Annotated in this window: 12 protein-coding genes; 3 read left to right on the top strand and 9 right to left on the bottom strand. The window is 62.0% G+C overall.

Annotation, left to right across the window (positions count from 1 at the left end; all coding sequences use genetic code 11):
* Nucleotides 1–132 precede the first annotated feature (132 nt).
* From ACYVB7_RS14570 to sucC, 7 genes are all read right to left on the bottom strand, one after another.
* Entirely contained in the window at nt 133–2,049 is a 1,917-nt protein-coding gene (locus ACYVB7_RS14570; protein WP_460508981.1) for a CHASE2 domain-containing protein, read from the bottom strand.
* A gap of 53 nt (nt 2,050–2,102) precedes the next feature.
* Complete coding sequence (locus ACYVB7_RS14565; RefSeq protein WP_460508979.1) at nt 2,103–2,720, bottom strand: FHA domain-containing protein; 618 nt, start codon at nt 2,718–2,720, stop codon at nt 2,103–2,105.
* Nucleotides 2,721–2,760: 40 nt separating this feature from the next.
* A complete protein-coding gene (locus ACYVB7_RS14560) occupies nt 2,761–3,549 on the bottom strand; it encodes a PP2C family serine/threonine-protein phosphatase (protein WP_460508977.1) in 789 nt (262 codons plus the stop codon).
* Entirely contained in the window at nt 3,546–6,092 is a 2,547-nt protein-coding gene (locus tag ACYVB7_RS14555; RefSeq protein ID WP_460508975.1) for a CHASE2 domain-containing serine/threonine-protein kinase, read from the bottom strand. The genes ACYVB7_RS14560 and ACYVB7_RS14555 overlap by 4 nt, the downstream gene beginning before the upstream one ends.
* Before the next feature lie 81 nt (nt 6,093–6,173).
* On the bottom strand, nt 6,174–6,905 hold the full coding sequence (locus ACYVB7_RS14550; protein WP_460508973.1) for a TerC family protein: 732 nt from the start codon (nt 6,903–6,905) through the stop codon (nt 6,174–6,176).
* Between the two features lie 97 nt (nt 6,906–7,002).
* Nucleotides 7,003–7,896, bottom strand: coding sequence for a succinate--CoA ligase subunit alpha (gene sucD, locus ACYVB7_RS14545; protein ID WP_460508971.1), 894 nt, complete (start codon nt 7,894–7,896; stop codon nt 7,003–7,005).
* Nucleotides 7,897–7,929: 33 nt separating this feature from the next.
* Nucleotides 7,930–9,093 carry a succinate--CoA ligase subunit beta gene (gene sucC / locus ACYVB7_RS14540; RefSeq protein WP_460508969.1) on the bottom strand — a complete coding sequence of 388 codons (1,164 nt, stop codon included), beginning with the start codon at nt 9,091–9,093 and terminating at the stop codon, nt 7,930–7,932.
* 218 nt (nt 9,094–9,311) lie between these two features.
* Between sucC and argC the strand changes: the two genes are divergently transcribed.
* A complete protein-coding gene (gene argC / locus ACYVB7_RS14535) occupies nt 9,312–10,244 on the top strand; it encodes an N-acetyl-gamma-glutamyl-phosphate reductase (RefSeq protein ID WP_460508967.1) in 933 nt (310 codons plus the stop codon).
* Here the strand turns inward: argC and recX are convergent.
* Together recX and recA are read right to left on the bottom strand one after the other, a co-directional pair.
* Entirely contained in the window at nt 10,234–10,731 is a 498-nt protein-coding gene (gene recX, locus ACYVB7_RS14530) for a regulatory protein RecX (protein WP_460508965.1), read from the bottom strand. The genes argC and recX overlap by 11 nt on opposite strands.
* A gap of 8 nt (nt 10,732–10,739) precedes the next feature.
* On the bottom strand, nt 10,740–11,789 hold the full coding sequence (gene recA, locus ACYVB7_RS14525) for a recombinase RecA (RefSeq protein WP_460508963.1): 1,050 nt from the start codon (nt 11,787–11,789) through the stop codon (nt 10,740–10,742).
* A gap of 135 nt (nt 11,790–11,924) precedes the next feature.
* Here recA and ACYVB7_RS14520 point away from each other — a divergent pair, with 135 nt between their 5' ends.
* Together ACYVB7_RS14520 and ACYVB7_RS14515 are read left to right on the top strand one after the other, a co-directional pair.
* A complete protein-coding gene (locus ACYVB7_RS14520) occupies nt 11,925–12,425 on the top strand; it encodes a MarR family winged helix-turn-helix transcriptional regulator (protein ID WP_460508961.1) in 501 nt (166 codons plus the stop codon).
* Nucleotides 12,426–12,484: 59 nt separating this feature from the next.
* A complete protein-coding gene (locus tag ACYVB7_RS14515; RefSeq protein WP_460508959.1) occupies nt 12,485–13,159 on the top strand; it encodes a response regulator transcription factor family protein in 675 nt (224 codons plus the stop codon).
* Nucleotides 13,160–13,178 lie beyond the last annotated feature (19 nt).

The raw sequence follows: 13,178 nt of genomic DNA, 5'->3' as shown, positions 1-13,178 counted from the left end.
ATCCGTGCCACACCTGATGCGCTGAAAAGATGACATTTTTGGACCCTGTTTGAGCGTTTACACCCAGTGTTGGCAAACGTTTTTGTGCAACGACACTGAGCAAGGTCGCAGAGGACTGACATTTTTTGTCCTTCAGAATCCTTGATCCCCACGACTCACGCCAAACACACACACGCCGCCCGCTTTCCCCCGCAAGACCGCCTCGCCCCGATCCGTCCAAAGCCATCCCTTTGGATGGAAACGCATCACTTGCCGCTGTGTGGCCTCGCCCACCAACACATCTGCGCCATGCACACGCGTCAACTCTTGCAATCGTGCGGCCACGTTCACCGCATCTCCAATCACCGTGTACGCCCGCCGCACGTCTGAGCCCATGTCACCCACCAGCACCTTGCCGGTGTTGATGCCCACACCCACCCGCAGAAACGGCCAACCCACTGCCTGACCGTGGCGGTTGATGGACTCCATGGCATCCACGATGGCCAAGGCCGCTTTAACGGCTTGGTGGGCGTGGTCCTCACATGGCACGGGTGCCCCCCAGAACGCCATGACACAGTCCCCCATGTGTTTGTCGATGGTGCCGCCATGGGCCCGAATGACATGACCCAGTTCATTGAACACATGGTTCAACAGGGCTTGGAGTGTGGAGGGGGGAAGGCTTTCGGCCATGAGGGTAAAGCCCTGGATGTCGCAGAACATCACCGTCAGGTCACGCTCTTCGGCCTGCATGGTGTAGCGGCCTGGGTCTTTGAGCATTTCATTGACCAGTTCCGGCGGCACATAGCTGCCAAACAGCTCCGCCAAATGGCGCTTGGATCGGCTCTCCGTCAGGTACCCATGGGCCATGTGAAGCCCGAACGACAACACCACCATGAACAGGCCGCCCGCCAAGGGCATGACCAGGCCATGGACCATGTACAGCCAGGTGTTCAACCCAACCAAACAACCCCACACACCCAACAGCAAGCCCACGGCTGACCACGGCGACACCAGCGGCAGAACCACGGCCAGCAGCAGCCCGCTCAAGGCCACCACCACCAGTTCGTATCCGGGCGCGTAGTCGGGCCGCGTGGGGGCGTTGCCATCCAGAAAACCTGAAATCAGGTTGGCGTGTACTTCCACCCCAGGGTACGCTGGGCCGACAGGGGTGACGCGCACATCCTGCAAACCCGGCACCGAAGTGCCCACCAACACCACCTTGCCTTGCAGTGCGTTCGCGGGCACCCGTCGATGGAGGATGTCGGACGCTGACACATACGTGTAAGAGCCGCCGCTGGGTCCGCCTGGACCCCGGTAAGGCACCAGCGTGCTGAGCCGTGCGTCCACGGGGACGGCAAGCGCCTGTGCCGCCTGGCGCAACACCAAACGATCCACGCCCCCCCCGGCAAAACCCGGCTCGACGGACGTGGGGCCCAACAAAGCACGAAACACGCTCAACGCGAACGACGCGTAAATGTGCCCCCGGTATTCGGACACCAAGGGCACCGCCCGGATGACGCCGTCATCATCCACCAGGGCATTGAACGCACCCCCATCCCATGCGGCAGACATGAGACCGGGCACATTGGCACCGTAGCCGTCCCAAGACACCACACGTGCCCCACGGAGATCGTGAGTGGTCATGACGGAACGAGGAAGTTGCCCACCATGCTGCCCCTGGCGATCCGAGCTGAAGTAATGCCCGAGCACCACCCGGCGGCCCGTCATGCTCTGGGCGAAACGCTCATCGGGCAACAGGGTGTCGGATGACTGCTCGGGTTCGGCAAACACCATGTCAAAACCGACCACCGCCACGTGCTGGTCATCAAACAGGCGGTCCGTCAGATCAGCCAACACCGTGCGAGACCAAGGCCACCGACCTTGCTCGGCCAAACTCTTTTCGTCGATGTCAACGATGACAATGCGCTCGTCCAGCGTGCGGGGCATGGTGGCACGCAAACGCATGTCATGAGCGAGGTTGTCAGCCCAGTCCAGGGGCGTCAACCTCACCCAACCGGTGACGTGCAGCAACGTCACCACCAGCGGCACGACGGCCACAAGCCCTCGCACCCAATACTTCAAAATAAATAGCACAAAACCTCCACGCAAAAAGCGGTGGAGGCTTAAATCATCACAAACTGCATTTTGGTTCCCGCCAGCTCCAGCGTGTCACCGTGGTGGAGCATTTGGGGCTCGGCATCCAGGGCCTGGCCATTGAGCGTGGGAGGAGAGCTGCCTTCCACCTTGGCCACCACATAGCCGTGCGGACGGCGGGTGATGGACGCCACCGCCACACCCGGCTTGCCAATGGTGGTGACCACCTTGACCAGGGTCACCTCCCGTCCAGCCGCCGCGCCAGACAGCACCTTGATGGCAGCACCCCCCAGGGGCGACTGGTCTGCAGGGGCCACGGGATGCCGAATGACCTGCGTGCGTTCAAAACCCGCTCCGGCCTGCTCGTTCAAAAACTTGATTTTGTGCTTGCCGACCTCGATGGTGTCGTTGTGCTTGAGCAACTGTTTCTTGACGGCCTTGCCATTGACGTAGGTGCCATTGGTGCTGTTGAGGTCTTCGATGTGGACATCGACCCCGCTCATTTGCAGCACCGCATGTTCCCCACTGACGGCCAAGTTGTCGATCACCACGTCGTTGTAGGGACGACGGCCCAGCGTCGTGCGGTCCTTGGTCAATTGCACTTCTTTGACCACCACACCATCTATCGAGATGATCATTTTCGGCACGGCCGACTCCTGTCCATTCTTGTTTTCTGGCTCACAAGCGTCATGGCTTGCGCAGCATGCGGGCAAACAAGCCCAAAGGCTCCGATTTTGCCCTGACTTGCACCAGCAGGACGGAAATATTGTCGCGACCGCCCGCTCCGTTGGCCTCACGCACCAGTGCATGGGCTTGGTCCTGCAACGTTCCAGGCACCGTGAGCAACGCCTGGATCTCTGAATCATCCACCATGTCAGTCAGCCCGTCGGAGCACATCAGGTACAGGTCACCTTCCCGCGGAAGGTGTTGTTGCACGTCCACCTGTACGGAGGTGTCCACCCCAAGCGCGCGGGTGACCAGGTTCTTGTGGGTGGCGACCTTGGCCTGCTCCAAGGAGATCAGCCCCGCATCAATCTGCTCCTGCAACAGCGAATGATCGCGGGTCAGTTGCGTCAACCGCCCCTCTCTGAGCAAGTAGCAGCGAGAGTCCCCCACATGGGCCAGAATGACCCGCCGCGGATCGAACACACCGGCGACGATGGTGGTGCCCATGCCACTGTATTGGGTGTTGGCCATGGCCGCGTTGTAGATGCTGAGGTTGGCTCGCGCCACACACTGCTCCAAAGCACGTCGAACGTCTTCGTCCGCAGCCCTGGCACCCACCCCTTGCAGCCAGTGGCTGGCCTCCGTCCGGACATAGGTCACCGCCATGGCACTGGCAATCTCTCCGGCGTTGTAACCGCCCATGCCATCGGCCAACACCGCCACGCCCGACACCTCGTCAAACGCAACGGCATCTTCGTTGTTTTCACGCACCCGGCCCGGATCGGTCGCACTGCTGAATTCAAACATCATGGGCGGTCCTCATCTGGCCGCTGTGACAGGCAACTGCGCAGGTCTGTGGCCATGTCCCGGCCTGTGGCATAGCGAACCGACAAATCTTTGGTCATGGCGCGCATCACCACAGCAGCCACCGCAGGTGTGATGGCTGGATTGGTTTGGCGAATGTCAGGGGGAGGCTCATTGGCAATCTTGTACATCAACTCGGCCATGGATTCGGCGCGGTAAGGCAACACCCCGCTGAGCAGCTGAAACAGCGTCACGCCCAACGAGTACAGGTCGGATCGACCATCCACTTTCTTGCCCGCGATCTGCTCGGGAGACATGAAACTGGGGGTCCCCAACACCATGCCCGTGCGGGTGCGGCTGGCGTCGGTGATGCGGGCAATGCCGAAGTCGGTGACCTTCACCACATCGGCTTCAGGCTCGTACATGATGTTGGCGGGCTTGATGTCGCGGTGAACCACATTCAGCGCATGGGCGTAATGCAGCGCATCGGCCACGCGAGCGGCAATGGACAACACGCGATCCACCGGCAGCAAATGCCCTCGCTGCGTGAACACCACCAAGTCCTGCCCCTTCAGGAACTCCATGGCGATGTAGGCCAACTCCTGGTCTTCACCGGCATCGTAAATGGTCACGATGTGGGGATGCTGCAAACGCCCGGCCGTCTCGGCTTCCCGAAAGAACCGCTGCCGGGCATCGTCCAGCTCGCTGCCATCAAACTCCTGGGCCAACGCCATGGTCTTGATGGCCACCACCCGCCCGATCTTGGGGTCACGCCCTTGGTACACCACCCCCATGGCCCCCTTGCCCAACTCCTTTTCGATGCGGTAACGCCCCAACATGGGCTGCGCCACGTCGCCATCGGGCTGGACCAGTGAGACCGTCTTGCCGCCTGTGCCACCACCCAGCATCACGGTTTCGGACAACGAGCGAACCCGCTTGAGGCGAGCCTTCAAGTCCTTGTACTGGGGATTGTGGGTGGCCATCCACTCGTACACCGCCTGGGCCTTGTTGAACTGGCGCTTTCGCTCAAAGTCCAATGCCAGATTGGCGAGGTTGTCCATCACGCCATCGCTCAAGGGCACCCGACGGAAGCGGTCGAACGCCATGTCCAGCTGCCCCTGACCTTGCAGGGCCAAACCCATCATTCGGTTCGTTTCTGCAGATTCTTCATCTGAGCGGATTTTGCTGGCTTCCGTGAACAGGAAGCGCTTGGTGGTCAAGCCCACATAGGCCACCAGCAATGCCCCCACGGGCAACACAGTGGGCAGCCACAGCTGCACCGCCGCGATGGACACAAACCCAACCAACAGCAGCAGACTGGCGGTCACCCCAGTGACCACCGCCGCCCATGCCGCAGACAAGCGTGGCAACCCAACAGAAACCAGCAACGCCACACACAGCAGGGTGACCCCGGTGAACGATGACACCCAAGCGGGTTGAGCAAAAAAGTGCCCGCTCAACAAGCTGGAGGTGTTGTGCGCCAGCACTTGCACCGGATTGGTCACCGTCGATACAGGCGTGGGAAACGCCGTGCCCACACCTACCGCCGTGGTGCCGATGAGCACCACCTTCCCCGCATAACGGCTGGGCGGGATCTTCCCGGAATAAAGGTCGTAAAAGGAATCAACGGCGAACGGGGGGCGACCTTCTTGGTCCGGATAAAACTGTGGCAACAGGCGGCCCATTTCGTCCACCGGAATCGGCAACCCGCCCAATTGCAAACGTCCAGGCCCTGCGAAGCGCACATCTTTGGAATTCAGGTTCAACGCCTGCATGGCCGTCACCAACGCCAGGCTGGGCATCCACTGATCCCCATACTGAACCAACAGGGGCTCACGGCGCACCACCCCATCCACCTCATCCTGCTCATGGTTGAGGTGCCCCACCGACCGTGCCGCGTTACCCAAGGTTTGCAGTGGCCATTGGACCTTCACGCCCTGCGGCAAATCAATGCCAGGACTGGTCGGCACCACACTCTTTTGCGCAAAGGCGGGCAAGGGCTCCTCCGGAGAGCCATACGCTGGCCCCAGTTCAAAAACCAGCGGCAAAACCACCTTCCCAGAGCGAGTCAAACTTTGGGCCAGCGTCGAGTCGGTGTCCAGCTCCTTCAACCCGTCTTCAGCCATTCGCAACACCGGATGAAGCGAGGCATCCACACTCGTCAAGGGCAACAAGGCATCGCGAATCCGGCCCAAGTGACTCGACCCACGATCCACCTGGGGCTCAAAGTAGAAGATGGTCGATGCCACCACCTTGGCTTTGGCCTCGGTCAGTTGGTCAATGACCTTGGCATGCACGTCCCGGGGCCAAGGCCAACGCCCAATGCGCGCCACACTGGCGTCATCGATGGCCAGAATCACCACCTGGTCCGACGGCACGCGGCCCGTGAGGCCGGATGCACTGTCAAAGTACCGGTTCTCCAAGACCGTGAACAGCCCGGTGTAGTGGTTTAAAACCCACACCAGCACCAGCAAACCCAACCCGACCCAGGCGTCAGAGCTGAGGATTTGACGGTGAGGGCGACTTCGACCCGATTGGGAAGGCTTCATGCTGGCGGTGGAAAATGGGCTCCCGCAAGTATGGCCGACAAATGCGCCGGCTTCAAAAGCGCCCTGAAGTCGCGGCCCAAATCAAGCGGCGCCGGACTGTCGCCGCTTCAAAATGCTGCCCACCAGCAACACCAGCGCAGCCCCGGCAATACCGGCCCCATGGTTCACCCAGGCGCTGACGTGTGCGGCTTTGCCATCCACTGCAACCTCGGTGAGGAAGTAAGGCATCAGTCCAGGGTCGGTGACCACCATGGTGCCGGCAATCCATCCCAGCAACATGCCACCCAGGACGATGATGACGGGGAAACGCTCCATCAGCTTGATGACCATTTGGCTGCCCCAGACGATCACCGGGATGCTGACCAGCAAACCGAACACCACCAAGGGAATTTTGTGCCCCGATCCCGCCCCCTCTGCGGCACCGGCGATGGCAATCACGTTGTCGATGCTCATCACCAGATCGGCCACGATCACCGTTTTGACAGCGGACCACAGCTTGTCGCTGGACTCGATGTTGCCGTGGTCATCCTCGTCATCCGGCGCCAGGAGCTTGACACCGATCCACAGCAGCAAGGCCGCCCCCACCACCTTCAAATAGGGAATGGACAGCAGCGCCAACGCAAACACAATCAGCACCACCCGCAAGGCGATGGCTCCCGCGGTTCCCCACAGGATGCCTTTTCGGCGCTGGGTCGGCGGGAGCCTGCGGCATGCCAAGGCGATCACCACCGCGTTGTCGCCACCCAGCAGGATGTCGATCATGATGATCTGCCCCACGGCCAGCCAGAACTGCGTCGTCAAGAACTCTTCCACGTCCAATTCTCCAAATAAAAATGGCAACGCCAAAGGCGCTGCCATTGTGCACAACACGATGCGGCATTTCCTTGTGGAAAGCCGCAGCGAGGACTGATCAGAGCAAAGACTTGAGCAGCTTGCCCATTTCGGACGGGTTGCGCGTGACCTTGAAGCCGCACTCCTCCATGATGGCCAGCTTGGCATCGGCCGTGTCGGCACCGCCGCTGATCAGCGCACCGGCGTGGCCCATGCGCTTGCCAGCCGGAGCGGTCACGCCAGCGATGAAGCCGACAATGGGCTTCTTCATGTTGGCCTTGCACCACTGAGCGGCTTCGGCTTCGTCGGGACCGCCGATTTCACCGATCATGATCACGGCATCGGTGTCAGGATCGTCGTTGAATGCCTTCATGACGTCGATGTGCTTGAGGCCATTGATGGGGTCGCCACCGATGCCCACGGCGCTGGACTGGCCCAGGCCGATTTCGGTCAGCTGTGCCACGGCTTCATAGGTCAGCGTGCCGGAGCGGGACACCACACCAATGCGGCCCTTGCGGTGGATGTGACCGGGCATGATGCCGATCTTGATTTCGTCGGGCGTGATCAGGCCAGGGCAGTTGGGGCCCAGCAGCAGGGTCTTCTTGCCGCCAGCGGCTTCCTTGGCCTTCATGCGGTTGCGCACCTCCAGCATGTCCTTGACCGGAATGCCTTCGGTGATGCAGATGGCCAGGTCCAGGTCGGCCTCGACGGCTTCCCAGATGGCTGCAGCGGCGCCTGCGGGCGGCACATAAATCACCGACACGGTGGCGCCGGTTTCGGAAGCGGCTTCCTTCACGCTGGCGTAGATTGGGATGTCGAAAATCTTTTCGCCAGCCTTTTTGGGGTTCACACCCGCCACGAAGCAGTTCTTGCCGTTCGCGTATTCCTGGCACTTCTCGGTGTGGAACTGGCCGGTCTTGCCGGTGATGCCCTGGGTGATGACCTTGGTGTCTTTGTTGATGTAGATCGACATGACGTGTTCTCGCTTTTCTGGTGAACCGGGCTATCAGGCGTTGACGGCAGCCACCACTTTTTGGGCGGCTTCGGCCATGGTGTCGGCGCTGATGATGGGCAGGCCGGATTCGGCCAGCATCTTCTTGCCCAGCTCTTCGTTGGTGCCCTTCATGCGCACCACCAGGGGCACGGACAGGTTCACGGCACGGCAGGCGGTGATCACGCCGGTGGCGATGGTGTCGCACTTCATGATGCCGCCGAAGATGTTGACCAGAATGGCCTTGACCTTGTCGTTCTTCAACATGATCTTGAAGGCTTCGGTGACCTTCTCGGGGGTGGCTCCGCCGCCCACGTCCAGGAAGTTGGCCGGCTCGGCGCCGAACAGCTTGATGGTGTCCATGGTGGCCATGGCCAGACCGGCACCGTTGACCAGGCAGCCGATGTTGCCGTCCAGGCTGATGTAGGCCAGGTCGAATTTGGAAGCTTCGATTTCGGCAGGATCTTCTTCGTCCAGGTCGCGCAGGGCCACGATTTCGGGGTGGCGGAACAGGGCGTTGGCGTCGAAGTTGAACTTGGCGTCCAGGGCGATGATGTTGCCCTTGCTGTCGCGGTTCAGGGGGTTGATTTCCACCAGCGACGCATCGGTGTCCATGTAGCACTTGTACAGCTTCTGGCACACGTCGATGAATTGGGCCACGGAGTCGGCGGGCATGCCCACGCCCTTGGCCAGCTCTTCACCTTGGGCCTGGGTCAGGCCGGTGGCGGGGTCCACAAAAATCTTGACGATTTTTTCGGGGGTGGCGTGGGCCACTTCCTCGATGTCCATGCCGCCTTCGCTGGAGGCAATGAACGCAACCTTCTGCGTGCCACGGTCGGTCACGGCAGACAGGTAGTACTCTTTCTGGATGTCGGCACCGTCTTCGATGTACAGGCGGCGAACCTTCTGGCCTTCAGGACCGGTCTGGTGGGTCTTGAGCTGCATGCCCAGGATCTGGGCAGCCAGTTCCTTGACCTGATCAATGCTCTTGGCCACTTTGACGCCGCCGCCTTTGCCACGGCCACCGGCGTGAATTTGGGCTTTGACCACCCAAACCGGACCGCCGAGCTTTTGCGCTGCCTCAACAGCTTCCTGAACCGTGAATGCCGGAATGCCGCGGGGAACGGGCACACCGAACTGACGCAAGATTTCCTTGCCTTGGTACTCGTGAATCTTCATGGATGGTCTCTCAAGAGTCGACAGTGAACGCGTCGGCCTGGGCAGCGAAGGAGGGAACCATCGGCATGGCTTGTGGTTGGCCGCTGGACGGACTCGCACTTGCAGGGCGTTTGACGCACCAATGCGCACTGTATCATGCTGCACAGCACAAATCTTGTGCGAATCTGACGGATTTTGTCAGCCGCATGGTGCATGCGGCACACCAACAGAGGTATTTGATGGTCAAGGTTTTCATCGACGGCGAAGCAGGCACCACCGGGCTGCAAATCCGGGAACAGCTCGCTGTGTTGCCCGAGATAGAGCTGCTGAGCATTGACCCCGAGCGACGCAAGGACCCTGCGGCCAAACAGGCGTTGCTGGCCCGATCCGATGTCACCCTGCTGTGTTTGCACGACAACGCGGCCAAAGACACCGTGGCCATGGTCGATGCCCTGACCGCGCAAGGACTGAAAGCCCCCCGGATCATCGACGCCTCCACCGCCCACCGGGTGACTCCGGGCTGGGTGTACGGCTTCCCGGAACTGTCCAACGCGCAACGAGATGCCGTGGTTCAGGCCACCCGCGTGGCCAACCCCGGCTGTTACGCCACCGGCGCCATTGCCTTGCTGACGCCCTTGATTGCAGCAGGGCTGCTGCCCGCCGACCACCCAGTGACCTTGCCAAGCGTCAGCGGTTACTCCGGCGGCGGGCGGACCATGATCGAAGCCTACGAAGCCGGCACCGCGCCGCTGTTCGAACTGTATGGACTGGGGCTGTCCCACAAACACATCCCTGAAATCATGGCCCTGTCAGGGCTGACCCGCCGCCCGCTGTTCGTGCCGTCGGTGGGCAACTTCCGCCAGGGCATGCTGGTTCAGTTGCCCTTGCACCTGGCCGACTTGCCCGGACAGGTCCATGCCGATGACCTCAAACAGGCCTACCTCAAGCACTACGCACCCAGCCAAGCCTGGGGAGGCATGGTCAGCGTGGAAGACAACCCCGCAGACGCCAAGCTGGACGCCCTGGCCCTGAATGGCACCAACCGCCTGGAAATCCGGGTGTTTGCCAACCCCACGCACCGGCACGCAGTGGCCGTGGCCCGGCTGGACAACCTGGGCAAAGGTGCCAGCGGTGCGGCGGTACAAAACCTGAAGTTGATGTTCAACCTCTGAGGTCGCCGTCCTCGTCCAATGGACGCTGGACGCCCCCCACCACCCGACCTGCCACGGTCGCATCAAAACCCCGGGCCATCAGGAACCGGAGTTGTTTGGCTCGCTCCTTGGGATCGGCAGGCGGGACACCGAACTTTCGTTGCCAAATGGCCGCGGCCCGATCGAGTTCGGTGGCCTTGAGTGCCGCCAAAGCGTCTTCCGTCAGCTCAGGTGCAACGCCTTTGCTTTTGAGGGCCTGCCGAATGCGCAACATCCCGTGCCTGGCCGACAGGCGATGCACCACGCTGTCGGCGGCCCTCGCGTCGGACAACCAGCCCTGGGCCGTCAAGCCGTCCAGCAGGGCATCCAGGTCATCACCGGGTTCGGCGTGCGCCGCGAGCTTGCGCGCCAGCTCTTGGCGGGTGTGCTCACGCTGCGACAGCCAGCGCAGGGCGCGCCCCTTCAGGCTCAAGGCGGCCCCCGGGCGTGAGGAGGATGGCTCACGCATCCGCAACCTCACTCCGCAGCGCTGCCTTCGGACGACGCGGGCAGCAGGGGCACCCCCAGGGCCGCGCGGACCTTGTTTTCGATTTCGAAGGCCAGCTCAGGGTTCTCTTTGAGGAACTCCTTGGCGTTGTCGCGGCCTTGGCCGATTTTTTCGCCCTGGTAGGCATACCAGGCCCCGGACTTTTCAACGATGCTGGCCGACACGGCCAGGTCGATGATTTCCCCCTCGCGGCTGATGCCCTGTCCGTACATGATGTCGAACTCGGCCGTCTTGAACGGCGGGGCCACCTTGTTCTTGACCACCTTGACCTTGGTTTCGCTGCCCACCACGTCTTCGCCCTTCTTGAGGGACCCCACGCGGCGGATGTCCAGACGCACCGACGAATAGAACTTGAGCGCGTTGCCGCCCGTGGTGGTTTCGGGGCTGCCGAACATCACACCGATCTTCATGCGGATCTGGTTGATGAAGATGACCGTGCAGTTGGCCTTCTTGATGGTGGCGGTGAGCTTGCGCAGTGCCTGGCTCATCAGGCGGGCTTGCAGGCCGGGCAACGAGTCGCCCATTTCACCTTCCAGTTCGGCCTTGGGCGTGAGCGCAGCCACCGAGTCCACCACGATGAGGTCGATGGCGGCGGAGCGCACCAGGCTGTCCACGATTTCAAGCGCCTGTTCGCCCGTGTCGGGCTGGGAAATGAGCATGTCTTGCAGGTTGACGCCCAACGCCTGGGCGTATTGGATGTCCAGCGCATGCTCGGCATCCACAAAAGCACACACGCCGCCCAGCTTTTGCATTTCGGCCACCACCTGCAAGGTGAGCGTGGTCTTGCCGGACGACTCCGGGCCATAGATCTCGATGACCCGCCCGCGCGGCAAACCGCCCACGCCCAGGGCGACATCCAAGCCCAGTGAGCCGGTGGAGACCACCTGGATGTCCTCGATCACCTCACCGGCCCCCAGCCGCATGATGGTGCCCTTGCCAAACTGCTTTTCAATTTGCGCGAGGGCGGCTTGCAGAGCCTTGGCTTTTTCGGGGTTGGCGGATTTGACAGCAGCTTCCATGGCGCTCACCTGTGAGAGAAAGGTTGGACAAACGATCCTGATAAACATCCAGCGTGGATGGATGAACAGTATTCTAAGGAGCAAATTCAGCCATCAGTGTTTGTTTTTAGTCAGTTTGCATGACTAATATGCAGCATGACCAATCCCGCCTCCTTGCCACCCGATTCAGGCCCCCACGCCCTGTGGCGGCATGCCCACCTGGGGCGCATGCTCAACCTGTCGGAACAGCGTTTCACCCACCGTGTGCGCGAACTGGTGGCTTTGAATCCCCAAACCCCCCTGACCCTCACCCGGCTGGCCGAACGCGACCAGATCGGCAGCGCCCACCTGCACCTGCTGCAACACCTGCCCGCCGAAGGCTGCCGCCTGACCACATTGGCCCAAGCCGTGGGCATGACCAAGCAGGCCATGGCGGCGGCGGTGAGCCAGTGCATGGCCTGGGGCCTGGTCGAGTCCCACCCCGACCCCGACGACGGGCGGGCGCGGCGCATCGTCTACACGCCGTTGGGCACAACCTGGCTGCAGGTGTACCGGGACGCCGTGAACCAGGCCCAGGCGGAATTCCGCGATGCCGTGGGCGACGACGTGGCCACCGTGGTGCTGCTGGGGCTGGAGACCTATGGCAGCGGCGGCTGAGCGCTCCAGGGGTTGCGCGGGTCACTAAAATGGGTTTCAGGTCACCCCAGGAGACAAGCATGCGCATCCTCATTGCCGAAGACGATCAGGTTCTGGCCGACGGTCTTTTGCGCACCCTCAGGGCCAACGGCGCTGCCGTGGACCACGTGTCCAGCGGCAGCGAAGCCGATGCGGCCCTGATGACCAACAACGAATTCGACCTGCTCATCCTCGATCTGGGCCTGCCCCGCATGCACGGGCTGGAAGTGCTCAAGCGCCTGCGCTCGCGGGGTTCCACGCTGCCCGTGCTCATCCTCACCGCGGCCGACAGCATCGAAGAACGCGTCAAGGGCCTGGACCTGGGGGCCGACGACTACATGGCCAAGCCCTTCAGCCTGCAAGAGCTGGAAGCCCGCGTGCGCGCCCTCACCCGCCGCGGCATGGGCGGGGCCAGCAGCACCATCAAACACGGCCCACTGACCTACGACCAGGCCGGCCGGGTGGCCACCATCGACGGGCGCATGGTGGAACTGTCCGCCCGCGAGCTGGGCCTGCTGGAGGTGCTGCTGCAGCGTGCGGGTCGCCTGGTCAGCAAGGACCAGCTGGTGGAGCGCCTGTGCGAATGGGGCGAAGAGGTGAGCAACAACGCCATCGAGGTGTACATCCACCGCCTGCGCAAGAAGATCGAGAAAGGCCCCATCCGCATCGCCACCGTGCGCGGCCTGGGCTACTGCCTTGAAAAAATCCCCGGCTGACGACGCCCACGGCCTGACC

It is taken from the genome of Hydrogenophaga soli, from assembly GCF_054777695.1.
Note: the sequence above shows the minus strand (reverse complement) of the source record. Positions and strands in the feature narration are given on the sequence as shown.